Source organism: Patiriisocius sp. 208BN25-11, from assembly GCF_058147145.1.
Genome location: NZ_JBYVJY010000001.1, coordinates 262,068 through 280,275, shown reverse-complemented (window position 1 = coordinate 280,275; position 18,208 = coordinate 262,068). Strand labels below are relative to the sequence as shown.

Genomic DNA, 18,208 nt, shown 5'->3' with positions numbered 1-18,208 from the left:
AGCTTTTGCTTTTTTCTTCTACTAACTTTACAAAAACGAATTCATTCATATTTTAGTATATGAAGCGTTAAATTTGATAAAAAAACTTTAGGTATACACCATACTAAGTGTATATTTAGTGCGTTACATTTATTCATGAAAAAGATATTTATATTTCTAGGCTTGTTTTTGTGCAGTATTTCTTCATTTTCTCAAACGAAGAACATTACTATCTCTTGGGAAAATGAGGCTGCTACCCCTAAATTTTCCAATACGGTCTCCCCTTCTGAAAAAAGTACTACAGCAAAACAACTCGCAAGAGAGAACGCCATTAACACATTAAAATTAACACTTACAAAAGAGGCGATTTTATATGATGACATATGGGAGGACACGGGTTTTGTAAATCCTGCCTCTTTAAAAATAACAAATGTTCGTTATGGTGATGTGCTGTCCAAAGAAAAACAACGTGTTGCAGTTGCTATGATTCCTAGTGGTCTAAATCCAAAAATCATAAGTAAAAAGGGGAGAAATCAAATTTATACCATGCTCTCAATTTCCCCAATCGTAAAGATTAACGGGCAATTAAAAAAGGTGCTGTCTTTTTCTGCTTCTTATACATATCATCCAAATAATAGGACATCTTCTGTTAGAATTCCTGTGAGTAATTCTGTACTCGCTTCTGGAGATTGGTATAAGTTCAAGATAGAGAAAACAGGAGTTCATGCTATTACAAAATCCTTTTTAGATGACATAGGAATGAATACTGCTGGCGTGGATCCAAGAACGATAAAAATATATGGACATGGTGGTAAATCTCTTCCTTTATTAAATTCTGAAAACAATGATCTTTTTGATTTGCCAGAAAACAGCATTCAGATTATTGGGGAAGAAGATGGTTCTTTCGATACTAGCGATCGTATTTTATTTTATGGCATTAGCACTATTGGGTATGTTTCAGAAAATGATTCTCACATCAATCCATACAGTGATGAAGCCTTTTATTATATCACGCATGGAGGGAATCCAGGACTCCGAGTACAGCAAATGAGCGAACCTTCTGCAGTAGGAACTCAAATTACAATGTACAATGACTCTCAATTTCATGAAATTGATGAAATAAGTCCGGCAAAAGTAGGGCGTAGTTGGTATGGAAACCGATTTGATATCGAAGAAGATCAATCGTACGATTTTGCTTTCCCAAACATAGTAGCAGGAACACCAGTAGCGGTAACCGTCAAAGCATCTTCCTCTTCTGAAGCGCCAACATCCATGGCGATATCTCTTAATGGAACTGCCGTAGATCCTTTAACCTTTCTACCTATTAGTGGTACAACATTATTGAAAGACGAAACGATAGACTATAGTATTCCGAGCAGTGGAGAAAATGTGAATGTTCAAATATTGTATAACAATGGAGGTAATCCTTCTAGTATTGGCTATTTAGACTATATACGTGTAAGTGCACTACGACAACTAGTAGCGGGTAGCGAACAGTTTTCTTTCCGCTATAACGATGCAAGCACTAGTTTTGGTGTTGGAGAGTATACTATTAGTAATGCATCTCAAATATCTCAGGTTTGGGATGTTACAGATACTGGCGCAATTAAAATAAAAAATAATGAGACTGCATCGGGCTCATTCTCTTTCAAAGCCCAACTTGGAGATTTGAGAGAGTATGTAGCAGTAAATGCTTCAGATTATTTTTCTCCCATAGAGATTGCAGAATCCAGAGTTCCAAATCAAAATATTAAAGGGACCATATTTAAAGGAGAAGATGGTGCTTTTCAGGATATAGATTATTTAATCATTACTGCTCCTTCTTTGCTACAGCCAGCATTGCGTTTGGCAACGCACCATAAAAACACGAGAGGTTTAAATGTGAAAGTAGTTACTACAGATAAGATATATGAGGAGTTTAGTAGTGGTAAACAAGATATTGGAGCAATACGGAATTTAGTGAGGTATGTGTATGAAAATGCGTCTACTCCAGAAAACAAAATTGATTATGTAGGAATTCTTGGGGATACTTCTGTAGATTATAAAGATAGATTGCCGAATAACAATTTAATTGTACCAACATTTCACACCTTAGCGAGTGAGAGCACGTTTAGTGGATACATGTCTGATGACTTTTTTGGTATGATGGATGCAGATCCATTAAGCGGCAATGATGAGGGGGAGATGGCAAATAGTGATAGAGTTGATGTTGCTTTTGGAAGAATATTAGCAGATGAGGTTGGGCTTGCCAATGCTATGGTTAGTAAAGTTATTAATTATGAAAGTGATGCATCCTATGGAAATTGGAGAAATAACATCCTCATGATTTCTGATGACGTAGATGAAAGTTGGGAATTCGAAAGGCTTCAACTTACCTTAGATAATCTTTCAGATAGGATTAGTACAGAAAAGCCTTTTGTAAATGTAAAAAAGATACACATGGATGCTTTTCAGCAAGAAACTTCTGCTGGAGGAAATAGATATCCTGAGGTAAACAATATTGTGAAAAACGATATTGAGGTAGGGGCACTTATTGTAAATTACTTTGGGCATGGTGGCGAAGATGGATTGGCAAAAGAATTTATTTTCACAAAAGAGACAGCCCGAACTCTCAAGAACCCGAATACCTTAGCAATGGTAGTAACTGTAACCTGTGAATTTACCAAATTTGATTTACCTACAAGAATTACAGCAGGGGAACTTACTTTTTGGAATACTGAAGGAGGTGCTATTTCTTTAATAACGACTACGCGTTCAATTTTGGCAGATGTAGGTGCAGCTTTAAATGAACTGCTTGCAGATGAAATATTTGGCTTCGGACAAGATCTCCCGGATTTGCCAGCAGTCGGACTTAGAAAATCAAAAAATCAAGTTAGTAGTATTAATAGACGTGTTGTTTTTTATGTAGGAGATCCTGCATTGCCTCTTGCATTTCCGAAGAAAGACATACGCCTAACTACAATTAATGGAGCACCTGTAAGCGCTTCAGCCGACGTATTAGAGGGGCTTGGCTTTGTTAGATTAGGTGGTCAGGTTCTCAATCAAGATGGTAGTGTTGCCAGTAATTACAATGGGGTGTTAGAAGCTAAAGTGTTTGATAAGCGAATAGAAAGGCAAACGCTTGGTAATGATGGTGTTCAAATTGGTGGACAACTTGGAATCCTCAATTTTACAACCCTTGGTGAAACTATATTTAGTGGTCAAGCAAGTGTAACAAATGGTCAGTTTGAGTTTGATTTTGTGGTGCCACGTGATGTGCAAATTCCAGTAGGAAATGGTAAAGTAAGTTTTTACTCAAAACAAAACGGTGTGCTTAGAGATAACAATGGCTTTAATCTAGATATACAGGTAGGAGGATTAAATGAAAATGCAGGTACAGATACTACCGGCCCTATCGTTCAGTTATTTATGAACGATGAGAATTTTGTTTCTGGTGGCGTTACAAATGATTCCCCAAACCTAATTATAAAATTAGAAGATGCAAATGGTATTAATACAGCTAGTGGTATTGGTCATGACCTAATTGCTATTTTAGATGGTGATGAAGAAAATCCTTTTAAGCTAAATGAATACTATCAAGCCAATGTAGATGATTATACGAGGGGAACAGCTACCTATAAACTCCGCGATTTAGAAGACGGACTTCATACCTTATCTGTAAGAGCTTGGGATACCTATAATAACTCCTCTACACAAGAAATAGAATTTAGAGTAGCTGGAGATGATTCCTTAGAGATTACAAGAGTGCTTAATTATCCAAATCCATTTGTAGACTACACAGAGTTTTGGTTTAACCATAACAGGCCCTTTGAGCCCTTAGATGTTCAGGTGCAAGTTTTTACTGTGACGGGTAAAGTGGTTTGGACAAAAAATCAGTTGGTGAACACCGATGGTTTTCTTTCAAGAAATATTACTTGGAACGGTTTGGATGACTTTGGTCAAAAAATTGGAAAAGGAGTTTATGTGTACAAGATAACGGTAAAATCTACGTTAACTAACCAGCAGACCGAAAAATTTGAAAAATTGGTCATCCTATAGAAATTAAAAATTATATTTGTCAAAATTTTATTACCTCATGAAGAAAGTATTATTATCAGTACTAATGGTTCTAGTTGCCTTTAAAGGAATGGCACAAGACGATACATCAAATGTAGATCAACGTGTTATTACAACAGGAGTACCCTTTATATTAATTGCAGCAGACCCCAGAGCTGCAGGGATGGGAGATATAGGAGTGGTGAGTTCTGCAGATGTGTTCTCACAACAATGGAACCCAGCAAAATATGCCTTTTCTATAGATAAGCAGGGGGTTGGTGTTACATACACGCCTTACCTAAGTCAATTAGTTAATGATATTTTCCTCGGAAATATTAGTTATTATAATAGATTGTCTGAACGTAGTGCTGTTGCAGCCTCTTTTAGATATTTTAGTAATGGTGAAATTGAATTAAGAGAAACTGCAGACCAAGAACCATTATTGGTAAAGCCTAACGAATTATTATTCGATTTGTCATATTCGTTACGATTAAGTGAGCGATTTTCTATGGCGGTTGCTGGTAGATATATTAGAAGTGATTTAAAATTACAAACTGCAGTAGAAGATGCAAACGCAGCAAATACATTTGCAGTAGATATTGCTGGATACTACCAAAGTGAAGAAATTGCTTATGATAGCTTTGACGGTCGTTGGAGATTTGGTTTTAACTTCTCTAATATTGGTCCAAAATTAAAGTATGATGAAACAGGACAAGAAAATAACTTGCCTACCAATATGGCATTAGGAGGTGGTTTCGACTTTATTCTTGATGAATATAACAAAGTGTCTGCTTTAATAGAAGTAAATAAATTACTAGTGCCAACACCAAGTGATTCTAATGGTGATGGAACAATTAATAGTCAAGATGACTACTTTAACGAAAGTTTTGTAGGAGGAATCTTTTCATCTTTTGGAGATGCTCCAGACGGATTTAGTGAAGAGTTAAAAGAGTTTACTTGGGCTTTAGGTGCCGAGTATTCGTATCAAGAAGTATTTGCTTTTAGAGCAGGATACTTTAATGAGAGTGACGAAAAAGGATCACGTAAATTTGCATCCGTTGGTGCAGGATTTAAGTACACCTCCATCGGAATCGATTTGTCTTACTTATTCTCAACATCACAAGTAGTAAGTCCATTAGAAGGGACACTTCGTTTTGGTCTTACCTTCAATTTTGGAGACCAGTATGATGAGTACTAGACCTATTAAAAAACAGTAAAAACAAATTCCAAATGTGCATCGCATTTGGAATTTGTTTTTTTAACAGTTTCACCTACCTTACCTTTACATAACTAAAGCTATTTCTTTTGAAAAAATTGGATGTTTCCATTGTACTAGAAGTATTTAACTCCGTTTCTGAACTTCCTCCATCTATTCAAGAATTAATGAAAACCGCAACAGCGGCTAGAGAACGCGCCTATGCGCCGTATTCTTCATTTAAAGTAGGAGCAGCAATGCAATTAGATAATGGTGTTGTTGTAGAAGGGAACAACCAAGAAAATGCTGCCTATCCCTCGGGACTTTGTGCAGAGCGTGTTGCGATTTTTCATGCAGGAGCTACCTATCCTGGTGTAGCTATTTTAAATGTTGCATTAACGGTTCGTTCGCTGCATCACACTGTGTCTGTGCCTACGCCTCCTTGTGGTGCTTGCCGTCAAGCAATGGCAGAGTACGAAGTAAATCAAAAATCCCCTATGGCTGTTTATTTTATGGGAGAAACGGGTCAGGTAGTAAAGGCGCAAAGTGTAAAAGATTTACTTCCTTTAATCTTCGACAGTACTTTCTTGAAGTAGTATTTCTGAAATTTTAAATTCATTACCCATTTTTCAACCTTTCACTTCTTTTGTATCAATATTTATTGTGTTATTTTTGTTATTGCTTTGCCGTTTTGTTGGTAAAGAAAATAAGATACATCACGTATGAAAAAAATCACCAAAAAGACATACCTAGATTGGTACGAAAATATGTTGTTCTGGCGAAAGTTTGAAGACAAACTAGCGCAAGTTTACATCAACCAAAAGGTACGAGGATTTCTACATTTATATAACGGTCAAGAGGCAGTTTTAGCAGGCGCTTTGCATGCAATGGACTTGACACAAGATAAAATGATTACGGCATACCGTAACCATGTACAGCCTATTGGTATGGGAGTAGATCCTAGAAAAGTAATGGCAGAATTATATGGTAAAGCGACCGGGACCTCTCAAGGTTTAGGGGGTTCTATGCATATCTTTTCTAAAGAACACCGCTTTTATGGAGGCCATGGTATTGTTGGAGGTCAAATTCCTCTAGGAGCTGGACTTGCTTTTGCAGATAAATACAAAGGGAACAATGCCGTAACCTTATGTTATATGGGTGATGGTGCTGTACGACAAGGATCTTTACATGAGACTTTTAACATGGCAATGCTTTGGAAATTACCAGTTGTGTTTTGTTGTGAAAACAATGGCTATGCTATGGGAACTTCGGTTGCAAGAACTGCAAATCATACAGACATCTATAAATTAGGATTAGGCTATGAAATGCCTTGTAAGCCAGTAGATGGAATGAAGCCAGAAGTGGTAGCAAAAGAAATGGATGAAGCGATGGAGCGTGCAAGAAGAGGTGAGGGGCCAACATTCTTAGAAATACGTACGTATAGATACAGAGGGCACTCTATGAGTGATGCCCAACACTATCGTACCAAAGAAGAGGTAGCCAAAAAACGTGATGAAGATCCAATAGATTATGTACTAGATCATATCTATAAAAAGGAATGGGCTACAGAAGACGAAATCAAAGTGATTGATAAAAGAGTAAAAGATTTGGTGAGCGAGTGTGAGAAATTTGCCGAAGAATCGCCGTATCCAGATAAGAATGTGATGTACGATACCGTATACGAACAAGAAAATTATCCATTTTTACAGCATAAATTATAAGCTATGGCAACAGTAATTACAATGCCGCGACTAAGCGACACCATGGAAGAAGGAACTGTAGCAACTTGGTTAAAACAAGTTGGAGATGCCGTTGCCGAAGGCGATATTCTTGCCGAAATTGAGACAGATAAAGCGACTATGGAATTTGAGTCTTTTCATGAAGGGACTTTATTACATATTGGTATTGCAGAGGGTGAAACTGCTAACGTAGATAGCTTATTGGCTATCATAGGTGAAAAAGGAGAAGATATTTCAGCGCATCTTAACGGCGGAAATATGAGTGATCCAAAAGTAGCTGCTGAAACAACTACTGCTAGTAGCCCTGAAACAACTGAAGCAGAACCTGCAACTTCGCAAGAGCTACCTGAAGGAGTAGAAGTGATTACGATGCCGCGTTTAAGTGATACTATGGAAGAAGGCACAGTGGCAACCTGGTTAAAGAAAGAAGGTGATACCATAGAAGAAGGTGATATCCTTGCCGAGATTGAAACCGATAAAGCTACGATGGAATTTGAATCATTCTATTCTGGTACGCTTTTAAAAATTGGAATACAAGAAGGCGAAACTGCTATGGTAGATGCATTGTTAGCAATTGTTGGACCTGCTGGTACAGACGTGTCAGGTGTTACTGGAGCACCTTCAAAAGCTGCTCCCGCACCAAAGCAAGAAGCACCAAAAGCAGAAAGCAAACCTGAACCCACTAAAATTTCCGAAGCTAAAAAAGAAGAAGTAATTTCATCTTCATCTTCATCTTCATCTTCAAAAAGAATATTTGCCTCTCCATTGGCCAAAAAAATGGCCGAAGATAAAGGCATTTCACTTTCATTGGTACAAGGAACTGGTGAAAATGGGCGTATCGTAAAAAGTGATATCGAAAATTACCAACCATCGGCAGGAGGAGCAGTTGCTTATACTCCAGTAGGGGTAGAGAGTTTCGAAGAAATAAAGAACAGCCAAATGCGTAAAACGATTGCGAGACGTTTGGGTGAGTCTAAATTTACAGCACCACATTATTATCTAACCATTGAGTTAGATATGGATAATGCAATGGCATCTAGAACTGCCATTAACAGCGATCCAAATGTGAAGATTAGTTACAACGACATGATTGTAAAAGCTTGTGCTATGGCATTGCGTAAGCACCCGCAAGTCAATAGTCAGTGGGCAGATGGGGTGACACGTATTGCCAACCATATACATGTTGGAGTTGCAGTTGCGGTAGATGAAGGCTTGTTAGTTCCTGTGCTAAAGTTTGCAGACCAAATGACCTTCTCTCAAATTGGCGCGAATGTAAAAGACTTGGCTGGTAAGGCGAGAAACAAGAAAATTACTCCGCAAGAAATGGAAGGAAGTACCTTTACGGTAAGTAATTTAGGAATGTTTGGTATTAAAGAATTTACATCTATTATCAACGCACCAAACTCGGCTATTTTATCGGTAGGTGCTATTATTCAAAAGCCTGTTGTAAAAAACGGAGCGCTAGCTGTTGGAAATACCATGACAGTGACCTTGGCATGTGATCACAGAACAGTAGATGGTGCTACAGGTGCTAAATTTTTACAGACTTTACGAAATTATATAGAAAACCCTGTCACAATGTTTGTTTAGATTTTCTGAAATTTTAAAGTATAAAAATCCCTTAGAAATCTTAAAAAGATGGCTAAGGGATTTTGTATATTTAGTGAAAATTGAACTTCGTGAAACGTACCTCTTATTTGCTAGTTTTTTTTCTTTTCTTTTCTATAGGTTGTAAGAAGTCTAAAGAGAAAAAGGAAGGTGAAAATGTTCCACAAATAGGTGATGCAGTAACAATGTTGACTTTCGGGTCGTATTATGGAATGTGTCAAGGAGATTGTGTGAATTTATTTACGCTAACACCTCAGGAACTCATAAAAGAAGCTACATCAAAACTTCCCATACATGCAACGACAGATGGGGAATATAGTAGGCTTTCTAAAGAACAGCATGCAAGTGTGGTTTCTTTACTATTAAGTATTCCTTCTCAATTGTTAACTGGAAAAACAGACACTACCTTTGGATGTCCAGATTGTGCAGATCAGGGTGGGTATTATATTGCATTTAAACAAAAAGATACGTTTAAAGAATTTTATTTAGACACAAGTATGAGTTCGTTGCCAGATGCGTTGCAACCCTTTGCACAACAGTTGGGAACTAGTATTTCAGCATTAAAAAAACAATTATGAAAAATATTATTATTACAGGAACCAGTAGAGGTATTGGTTATGAAATGGTTGCTTTATTGTCAGATGCAGGACATAATGTGTTGGCATTGTCTAGAAATGCGGCACCTATTTCTGGCTTAGAGATTACCAACTGCTATTGTTTTTCATGTGATATTACAGATGCGAAAGACATCAAAAAAGTGCCTGCTTTTTTAAAAGAAAAAGGGTGGAAGCATGTAGATGTGCTTATCAATAACTCAGGGTATTTGGTAAACAAACCTTTCGCAAAATTAAGATTAGAAGATTTTAAACACAGCTATGATGTAAATGTATTTGGTGCTGTTGCCTTAACACAAGCTGTGATGCCTTTCTTTAAGAAAAGCAGTCATGTGGTGAATATAAGCAGTATGGGTGGCGTGCAAGGAAGTACAAAGTTCCCGGGACTTGCAGCCTACAGTAGCAGTAAAGGGGCTATTATTACACTTACTGAGGTTTTGGCTGAAGAGTATAAAGAGACAGGACCTTCCTTTAATGCCCTTGCCCTTGGAGCGGTACAAACAGAAATGCTAGAAGAAGCATTCCCTGGATTTAAAGCACCATTAACAGCCAAAGAAATGGCACAATATATTATTGACTTCTCATTGACAGGGAATCAATTTTACAATGGAAAAATATTAGAAGTGTCGAGTTCAACTCCTTAATGAATGACAGAGACCCTTTCTAAATATATTCCAGAAGCTGCAGTAATTCCTGCCTTTGATCTTATTAAAGCAAATAATGTGTATCTTAAGATTGTAAATGAGCGTGTGACACGGCATGGCGATTATAGAAAAATGCCCAATGGGCAACATCAAATTACCGTAAATGCGAGTCTTAATAAGTATCGTTTTTTTGTAACACTTATTCATGAAATAGCACATTTGGTAGCATTTCAAAAGTTTGGCAGAAATATAAAACCGCATGGTAAAGAGTGGAAATTTACTTTTCAACAACTCATGCTACCTTTTATTCGACCCGAAATTTTTCCATCACAGTTGTTGCCAGTACTAGCAATGCATTTCAAAAATCCTAGAGCGAGTAGTGATACAGATGCAAGATTATCATTGGCCTTAAAACAGTTTGACCCTGCAAACGATAAAAATTATATCTTTGAGATACCTGCGGGAGGACTCTTTAGATTGTACAATGGCAAAATCTTTAAACGTGGTAACAAACGTATAAAGCGATACGAATGTCTAGAAGTTGCTACTGGAAAAATATATTTATTTCAGCCCAATGCTGAAGTTGAATTTTTAAAATAACCTATGAATAGTAATTATTACGCAGTATTAATGGCTGGAGGTATTGGATCAAGATTTTGGCCCGTTAGTACTCCAGAATTTCCAAAACAGTTTCATGACATGCTTGGAACGGGTAAATCTTTGTTACAACAAACTTTTTCTAGACTCAACAAACTCATACCGCAAGAGAATATTTACATTCTTACCAACGAGCGATACCTAGATCTTACACTGGATCAGTTACCTCAAATTACAGCAGCACAAGTAGTGTTAGAGCCTGCTATGCGTAATACCGCACCCTGTATTTTATTGTCTGCATTAAAAATTAAAAAAGAAAACCCAGATGCGCTTATGCTCGTAGCACCAAGTGATCATTGGATTGAAGATGAAACCGCTTTTGTGAATGACGTACAGGCATGTTTTGATGCAGCACAACGCGATGATACTTTGCTCACTTTAGGTATAACACCCACCTTTCCAAATACAGGTTATGGCTATATAGAAGCTGATAAAAATGCTACTTCGGAAATATTAAAAGTCCAACAATTTAGAGAGAAACCAGACTACGAAACAGCGAAACAGTTTTTAGCTGAAGGCAATTTTCTTTGGAACGCTGGTATCTTTATGTGGTCTGCCAAAAGTATTTGTGAAGCTTTTGAAACCTATTTACCAGAGATGAATGCATTATTTGCTGCAGGAACCTCTGTATTAAATACAAAAGAGGAAGCTCATTTTATAGCCGAAAATTATCCAAAAGCCGAAAACATATCCATAGATTATGGGATAATGGAAAAAGCGAATACAGTGTACGTTAAAAAAGCTACTTTTGATTGGAATGATTTGGGTACTTGGGGAGCTTTACATGATAAAATGACCAACGATGCTTCTGAGAATGCTGTTGTTAGAGCTATTCCTCACTTAGAAGATGCTCAAGGGAATATGATCTATTCAGAAACAGAAAAAGTGATTGTAGTAGATGGTATTAACGATTATATCATTGTAGATAAAAAAGAAGTGTTGCTCATATTTCCGAAGAAAAAAGAGCAAGAAATTAAACAATTAGCGGCTGCCGCATCAAAGAAAATAAAACCTTAATGTTATATAGATGGTTGGGGAAAATGAACAAAATAAAGAGTTAGATCAAAACAAAAAAAATGTACAAGAAGACGCAAAGGGTCTTTGGGTAAGTTTAAAAGCATTCTTTGTAGAGCTCTTAGATTTTAGAGCAGATACAGATCGAGAAGCTACTATTGAGGCTATTAAAAATGATGTGCCGCTTAAAGGTGCAACTGCTTGGATTTTAATTTGTTCGATTTTTGTGGCATCTATTGGTTTAAATGCAAACTCTACTGCTGTAGTTATTGGTGCCATGCTTATCTCTCCTTTAATGGGTCCTATTCTAGGAATTGGTATGTCGCTTGCCATTAATGATATTTTTACGCTAAGAAAATCGCTTATTAATTTTGGTGTAATGGTCGTGCTAAGTGTGGTGACTGCCTTTATGTTCTTTTGGTTTTTCCCCTTACGTGAAGAATCCTCAGAATTATTAGCAAGAACACAACCCGACATTAGAGATGTACTCATAGCATTTTTTGGTGGATTGGCATTGATTATAGCTAGAACTAAAAAGGGAACAATTGCCAGTGTTATTTTTGGTGTGGCTATTGCAACTGCATTAATGCCTCCATTATGTACGGTTGGTTACGGTCTTTCTGAAGCGTTAATAGGAAATTCTAAAGGCTTAGCTTTTGCTGGTGGTGCTATGTATTTGTTTATCATTAATACTATTTTTATTGCCATTGCAACCTTTTTAGTGCTCAAAGTATTACGTTTTCCAATGATACGTTATGTAAACTCTGTGAGGCGAAAAAACATAGCGAGGTTTGCATCTTTGGTGGCGATTTTGGTGATGGTTTTTCCAGCATATACCTTTTATAAGGTGTATAAGGAAAGTACTTTCGAGAATTCGGCAAGACAATATATTGAGAATGAATTGAATAGTTTGCCCAACGCAAATTATATAAAGAAGTATGCAACCTATCAATACAATCCGGGTGGTATATCTACGATAGAGCTAACCTCATTTGGTGCAGATCAAATTGAAGAGATGACCATGAATGTGTTGAAGCAACGCTTGCTTTCGTATTCAAATTTAAAAGAAACGAGTTTATTGTTAAATCAGAGTAGTAGAGATAATACCTATCAAGATGAGGTGAAATATATGGCAGAACTTCGTTCTAGAGATTCATTGGATTTAATGACTAAAAATCAAAAAATAATTTTCCTAGAAGAAAAAGTGGCTCAATTAAGTAAATTAGAAGCGAGTCAGATTCCTTTTCAATCTATTGCAGTAGAGGCTGGACTTAATTATGAAGGCCTTGAGAGCTTAAGCTATGCTAAAAAGTTAGAGTCTAACTTTAAGCAAATAGATACATTAACAGTTTTTACAGCGAAATGGAATGATTCTATAGATCCTGCTAAAATAGATGCTGCTAAGAAACGACTGTATCAATGGTTAAAATACAAAGTGGCCGAAGATACCTTGGTATTAGATTAAGTATTTAACTTATTTTGTACATCTCTAATTTGTTTAAACAAGTCGCTTGAGTACACAAAATCGGTTACATCTTCGTTATCGGTTTTAAAGATATCGTCTTGAGTACCTTGCCAAACGAGCACTCCATTTTTAAGGAAGTTAATGCGTTCTCCAATTTCCATTACAGAATTCATATCATGCGTCACGACAATAGTAGTAATGTTATTTTCATGCGTAATTTCCTGAATTAGGTTGTCGATGACAGTAGCCGTCTTTGGATCTAAACCAGAGTTGGGTTCGTCACAAAATAAGTACTTGGGTTTATTCACAATGGCACGTGCAATAGACACACGCTTTTGCATTCCTCCAGAGATTTCGGAAGGATATTTAGTATTGACCCCGTCAAGATTTACACGACTTAGTACCTCATTGACACGCGTTAACATTTCAGCTTTGCTTTGTTTTGTAAACATACGTAACGGAAACATGATGTTCTCTTCTATGGTCATAGAGTCAAACAATGCACCTCCTTGAAATAACATGCCTATATCTTCTCGGAGCATGCGTTGCTGCTCTTCGTTCATTTCTAGGATGGACTGTTTATTGTATAAGATGTCTCCTTCTTCGGCTTTAAATAACCCAATAAGACATTTGAGCATCACCGATTTTCCGCTTCCACTTTGCCCAATGATTAGGTTTGTTTTTCCTTGTTCGAAAACCGTAGAAATTCCTTTTAAAATTTCCTCAGAACCAAAACGCTTTTTAAGATTTTCTACTTGTATCATTGGCCTAAGAGTAATTGTGTTAAGATATAGTTGGTAAGGATAATGAGTACACTTGTCCAAACAAAACTCTTGGTACTTGCTTTTCCTACTTCAAGGGCTCCACCTTTCATATAGTATCCATGCCACGCAGGAACGGTTGCTAATATAAAGGCAAAGGCATATGTTTTTATAAATGCATAGGCTAAGTGAAAGGGAATAAATTCTTGTTGTACTCCTCCTGTAAATTCATCCAAAGTGATAAATCCACCATATACACCGGCAATCAAACCTCCAAGGATTCCAAGAAACATCGCAATGGCAATTAAAAATGGGTAGGTAAGTAGTGCAATTATTTTTGGAAACACCAAATAGTTTAGTGAGTTAATTCCCATCACTTCTAAAGCGTCTATTTGCTCTGTAACGCGCATTGAGCCAATACTAGAAGTGATAAACGAACCTACCTTACCTGCCATAATAATAGAGATGAAAGTGGGTGCAAATTCTAAAATAATAGACTGTCTTGTTGCAAAACCAATAAGTTCTTTTGGGATAATTGGGTTGGTGAGGTTTAATGCCGTTTGTAGTGTTATTACACCTCCCACAAAAAAGCCGATAAAACTTACAATACCTAAAGAACTCATGACGAGGTCATCGATCTCTTTGAAAATTAATTCTCTCAATACTGCGCCTTTTGTAAAACTGCCAAAGGTGCGTTTTAGCATTAAAAAATATGATCCAATGTCTTCAAGGTATTTCATAGTGTCTAGCTATTGCTAAGGTACTAAATTATGACGATTGCTTTAAAATAGAAATGCGTTTGAATTTATTTATTGTAGATCGCCATCATTTTTTGGAATAAGGATGTGTTTTTATAAATACCTCCAAAGTCGGCTTCCCCAGGTCCTTTTGCAAATACTGGTACCATTGTAGCAGAATGCCCTCCTGTAGAAAAGGTAGGTTTTATAGTATTGTAATCATCTCCATCTGCAGAAAGTGTAAAACCTCCTGTTTCATGATCTGCAGTAACGATTACTAAAGTCTCGCCATTGTTTGCAGCAAAATCTAAGGCTACACCAATGGTTTTATCAAAATCTAATACTTCACTAATTAAGTAGTCTGCTTCGTTGCTGTGTCCACCCCAATCTATTTGAGATCCTTCTACCATTAAAAAGAATCCGTCTTTGTTTTTAGAAAGTTTCTCCAGTGCAATTTTAGTTGCTGTGGGTAAAAAGTCACCACGGCCGTCTTTCATTTTTGGCATTTCGTCTTTTGCTAGAAAGATGGCTTGTTTTTTATTTGAAATTTTATTGGGGAGTCTTTTGGTCTCAACTTTATATCCATTGTCTTTAAGTTCTTTGAATAGGTCACGCTTGTCTTCTCTCTTCTTTTTACTTAAAAATTGAGTCCCTCCACCAGCAATAAAATCGATGTTTGAAGTAGGTAAATACGTGGCAATGTCTTCATAAGATCTTCTGGATTCGGCATGTGCGTAAAAGCTTGCGGGAGTTGCATGCATCACCGAAGATGTTGAAATAATTCCTGTGCTAATATTACGAGGTGTTAAGCGCTCTATAATGGTTGTAACGGGTTGTTTTTGCATGTCTACTGCAATGGCGCCATTGTAGGTAGATACGCCCGTTGCATAGGCTGTAGCACTTGCAGCAGAATCTGTTATTAAGGCATCTGCCGCAGAAGTTTTAATAAGTCCTACCGTATTGAAGCGATCAAAGTTTGGTGTAGATTCTTTAAAGAAATAACTAGCAGAAACTTCACTAAGTCCCATGCCATCTCCAATAAGTAAAATAATGTTCTTAGGTGTTTTTGGTGCTTCGTTATTTGATTTGTTAGAACCACAGCCTAAAAGCAATCCTACTATTAGAAAACTCACTACAATGTTAAAACTCTTTTTCATGTCTGTTGTATTTTTATCAAAAGTACTCATATTCCTATTTCTAACTGTTAAGAGTGCGTTATAGTATTTTCTTTTTAATGCCTTCCCAGCGCACTTTTCGAATAAATGCTCCTTCTTGTTCAGAGACAATAAAAGGGATGTTTTGTTTTTTGGCATTAGTATATCCTTGCATACAATGCCAATAAAAGGAAGGTTCTTTTTTTGCCAAGGCCAATTTTAATGCAGCAATTCTGGTAATTGTTTTTCCGTAGCGCATTCTATAAAATGCTTCTCCTTGTTTGTGTTTTGCTGCCTCTGTATATACTTTTCCTGTTGGTTTTAAGTGTTTTACATGCAAGGAAGTGTCTGTTTTGGTTTCCCAGCCGTGGTAGCTAGCTAGCAATCCATCTACAGTGTCCCAACCAATCGATTTTTTAAGTCCGCCAATGGCATCAAAGCATTCTTTTCTATAGAGTTTAATGGGCCCACGTACTTTTGTTTTTTCTGAAATGTTCTCAAACACCCAGCTTCCTTTTTCTTCAATATAGAGATTGCCTCCAGCCAAACCAACTTTGGGATGCTCTTTAAATAAGCTATACATTGTCTCTAAATACTTGGGTGGTAGTATGATATCAGCGTCAAATTTTCCGATTAAATCAAAATCATTAGATAATGAATTATAACCTTCATAAAAAGCATGTATTACTTTGCTTCCAGGACTGTGTTTAGATACAGTGCTGGTTTTGATGCTTGAAATCCAAGCATGTTTGTTTGCGTATTTCTGAATGATTTTTGGAGAATTGTCTAAAGAGTTATCATCAACAATAACAACTTGATTTGGTGTTTTGGTTTGGGCCACTAAAGAAGAAAGCATTTGGTCTAAGTATGCTTCTTCATTGTATACGGGTATGATAATAGCAGTTTTCACACACGTTCTGCATAGATAAGGTAATACCTTGGTGTGAAGCGTCTCATGATGGGTCTGAAGCCAATTTTTTTAACAGGGTTTGTGAATTTTTCTCGTTTTTTAATACGCCATCCTGCTTTTTCTAATAGCCAATCAAATTGCCAATCTTCAAATTCGTGATAATGTCTATCCCATGGGTCAGTTTTGCTTCTATAAGCAGAAGCAAACCATAATTTAAGAGGCACAGAGGCAACAAGTCTTGTCGCTTTGATATCATTCAATACATTGAAAGGGGAGACAAGGTGTTCAAAAATTTCAAAAGCAGTTACTACATCGTATACATCTGTTTGAACTGCTGTTGTATCTACATCAAGGTCTTCTCCTTTAGTATTAGTAATGGAATACCCATCGTTTTTTAAAATTTCAGAAAAGGGATTAGAGACTCCTAAATCTAGTATGCGATCTTCTTTGGAGACGAGTTCTTTTAAAAACGCCTGGGTAATTTTATATCTTTTTTTAGGGTATTTACCTTCGTACATGATTATACCTTATACACCATTGCATTAATATTCATGCCAGCGCCAACACTAGCAAACATAATAATGTCACCTTTGTTTATTTCATGCCCTTTTAGTTTGTTGCTAAGAATTAAATCGTACAAGGTAGGAACCGTAGCAACACTAGAATTCCCCAGTTTGTTTATGGTCATTGGCATGATGTCTTGGGGTGCTTCTGTGTCGTAAAGATCATAAAATCTCTTTACGATAGCTTCGTCCATTTTTTCATTTGCTTGATGAATTAAAATCTTTTTGAGGTCTTTAATATCGTGTCCGCTTTCATCTAGGCAGCTTTTCATGGCATCTGGCACATGCGTAAGTGCAAAGTTGTAGATTTTTCTTCCATACATCTTGATGTACTTTCGGGCATCGGTTTCATCTTGATTATTACTTTCACCAAAATAGATGTAATTGGCCTCGTCGATGGCGTGAGTAGCAGATTTGTGGGTTATAATTCCTATTGTGTCTTCCTTGTATTCAACAATGGCAGCACCAGCACCATCACTATAGATCATAGAATCTCTGTCATGAGGATCGATTACTCTAGAAAGTGTTTCGGCACCAATAACAAGGCATCTTTTTGCAAGACCAGCTTTGATAAATGCATTGGCTTGTATCATAGATTCTACCCAGCCAGGGCAACCAAAAAGCATGTCGTATGCAATACACGCGGGGTTTTTAATTTTTAAAATACTTTTTACTCTTGAGCCTATACTAGGAACAGTATCGCTTTGGGAACTACCATGTTTGATGTCTCCATAATTGTGCGCTACAATAATATAGTCTAAGGTTTCTGGGTCAATTTTTGCATTGTCAATTGCTTTTTGAGCGGCAAATGCAGCTATATTTGAAGTAGAAAACTTATCTTGGGCATACCTTCTTTCGGCAATGCCCGTGATGGCTTTGAACTTCTCAATAATTACGCTGTTTTCTTGGCCGAATTTTGACCCATCTTCATTGTAAAAATCATTGTTTTCAAAATCTTTGTTTGCGGCAACTCCTTGAGGAATGTAGCTGCCTATGCCTGTGATGGTGACACCCATAGTGTTGTTTTTTGGCTAAATTAGGAAAAAGTAAGCAGTAACAGAACTAATTACTGCCCAAATATTTACACATTTAGGGATTACTAATTTTACGCTTTCAAACTAATAAATCCTCAT

The 18,208-nt window shown here is 36.9% G+C and carries 16 protein-coding genes; 10 read left to right on the top strand and 6 right to left on the bottom strand.

The features are described 5' to 3' along the window. The first annotated feature begins 135 nt into the window (after positions 1–135). The 10 genes from porU to ACY2RS_RS01335 all read left to right on the top strand — a co-directional run bounded on the left by porU (position 136) and on the right by ACY2RS_RS01335 (position 12,950). Complete coding sequence (gene porU / locus ACY2RS_RS01380; RefSeq protein ID WP_490096802.1) at positions 136–4,017, top strand: type IX secretion system sortase PorU; 3,882 nt, start codon at positions 136–138, stop codon at positions 4,015–4,017. A 37-nt stretch (positions 4,018–4,054) separates the two neighbouring features. Beyond that, complete coding sequence (porV, locus tag ACY2RS_RS01375) at positions 4,055–5,212, top strand: type IX secretion system outer membrane channel protein PorV (RefSeq protein WP_490096801.1); 1,158 nt, start codon at positions 4,055–4,057, stop codon at positions 5,210–5,212. Positions 5,213–5,319: 107 nt separating this feature from the next. Continuing rightward, positions 5,320–5,805: a cytidine deaminase gene (locus ACY2RS_RS01370; RefSeq protein ID WP_490096800.1), complete on the top strand. Its 486-nt coding sequence runs from the start codon at positions 5,320–5,322 to the stop codon at positions 5,803–5,805. 126 nt (positions 5,806–5,931) lie between these two features. Beyond that, the gene (gene pdhA / locus ACY2RS_RS01365; protein WP_490096799.1) at positions 5,932–6,930 is read left to right on the top strand and encodes a pyruvate dehydrogenase (acetyl-transferring) E1 component subunit alpha; all 999 of its coding nucleotides are present in this window, start codon (positions 5,932–5,934) and stop codon (positions 6,928–6,930) included. 3 nt (positions 6,931–6,933) lie between these two features. Further along, complete coding sequence (locus ACY2RS_RS01360; RefSeq protein WP_490096798.1) at positions 6,934–8,538, top strand: pyruvate dehydrogenase complex dihydrolipoamide acetyltransferase; 1,605 nt, start codon at positions 6,934–6,936, stop codon at positions 8,536–8,538. A gap of 89 nt (positions 8,539–8,627) precedes the next feature. Further along, entirely contained in the window at positions 8,628–9,134 is a 507-nt protein-coding gene (locus ACY2RS_RS01355) for a hypothetical protein (RefSeq protein ID WP_490096797.1), read from the top strand. After that, a complete protein-coding gene (locus tag ACY2RS_RS01350) occupies positions 9,131–9,814 on the top strand; it encodes an SDR family NAD(P)-dependent oxidoreductase (protein ID WP_490096796.1) in 684 nt (227 codons plus the stop codon). The genes ACY2RS_RS01355 and ACY2RS_RS01350 overlap by 4 nt, the downstream gene beginning before the upstream one ends. A 3-nt stretch (positions 9,815–9,817) precedes the next feature. Further along, on the top strand, positions 9,818–10,414 hold the full coding sequence (locus tag ACY2RS_RS01345) for a SprT-like domain-containing protein (protein ID WP_490096795.1): 597 nt from the start codon (positions 9,818–9,820) through the stop codon (positions 10,412–10,414). Positions 10,415–10,417: 3 nt separating this feature from the next. Further along, positions 10,418–11,488: a mannose-1-phosphate guanylyltransferase gene (locus tag ACY2RS_RS01340; RefSeq protein WP_490096794.1), complete on the top strand. Its 1,071-nt coding sequence runs from the start codon at positions 10,418–10,420 to the stop codon at positions 11,486–11,488. Positions 11,489–11,498: 10 nt separating this feature from the next. Beyond that, a complete protein-coding gene (locus tag ACY2RS_RS01335) occupies positions 11,499–12,950 on the top strand; it encodes a DUF389 domain-containing protein (RefSeq protein WP_490096793.1) in 1,452 nt (483 codons plus the stop codon). Here ACY2RS_RS01335 and ACY2RS_RS01330 read toward each other — a convergent pair. The 6 genes from ACY2RS_RS01330 to ACY2RS_RS01305 all read right to left on the bottom strand — a co-directional run bounded on the left by ACY2RS_RS01330 (position 12,947) and on the right by ACY2RS_RS01305 (position 18,091). Next, positions 12,947–13,714 (bottom strand): ABC transporter ATP-binding protein, encoded by a 768-nt coding sequence (locus ACY2RS_RS01330; RefSeq protein WP_490096792.1) that lies wholly within the window; start codon positions 13,712–13,714, stop codon positions 12,947–12,949. The genes ACY2RS_RS01335 and ACY2RS_RS01330 overlap by 4 nt on opposite strands. Next, positions 13,711–14,451, bottom strand: a complete 741-nt coding sequence (locus ACY2RS_RS01325; RefSeq protein ID WP_490096791.1) for an MlaE family ABC transporter permease — start codon at positions 14,449–14,451, stop codon at positions 13,711–13,713. Before ACY2RS_RS01325 ends, ACY2RS_RS01330 begins: the two co-directional genes overlap by 4 nt. Before the next feature lie 65 nt (positions 14,452–14,516). Beyond that, positions 14,517–15,635, bottom strand: coding sequence for an alkaline phosphatase (locus ACY2RS_RS01320; RefSeq protein WP_490096790.1), 1,119 nt, complete (start codon positions 15,633–15,635; stop codon positions 14,517–14,519). A 28-nt stretch (positions 15,636–15,663) separates the two neighbouring features. Further along, the gene (locus tag ACY2RS_RS01315; protein ID WP_490096789.1) at positions 15,664–16,512 is read right to left on the bottom strand and encodes a glycosyltransferase family 2 protein; all 849 of its coding nucleotides are present in this window, start codon (positions 16,510–16,512) and stop codon (positions 15,664–15,666) included. Further along, positions 16,509–17,030, bottom strand: a complete 522-nt coding sequence (locus ACY2RS_RS01310; protein WP_490096788.1) for a class I SAM-dependent methyltransferase — start codon at positions 17,028–17,030, stop codon at positions 16,509–16,511. Before ACY2RS_RS01310 ends, ACY2RS_RS01315 begins: the two co-directional genes overlap by 4 nt. A 2-nt stretch (positions 17,031–17,032) precedes the next feature. Then, positions 17,033–18,091 carry a 3-oxoacyl-ACP synthase III family protein gene (locus ACY2RS_RS01305; protein ID WP_490096787.1) on the bottom strand — a complete coding sequence of 353 codons (1,059 nt, stop codon included), beginning with the start codon at positions 18,089–18,091 and terminating at the stop codon, positions 17,033–17,035. Between the last annotated feature and the right edge of the window lie 117 nt (positions 18,092–18,208).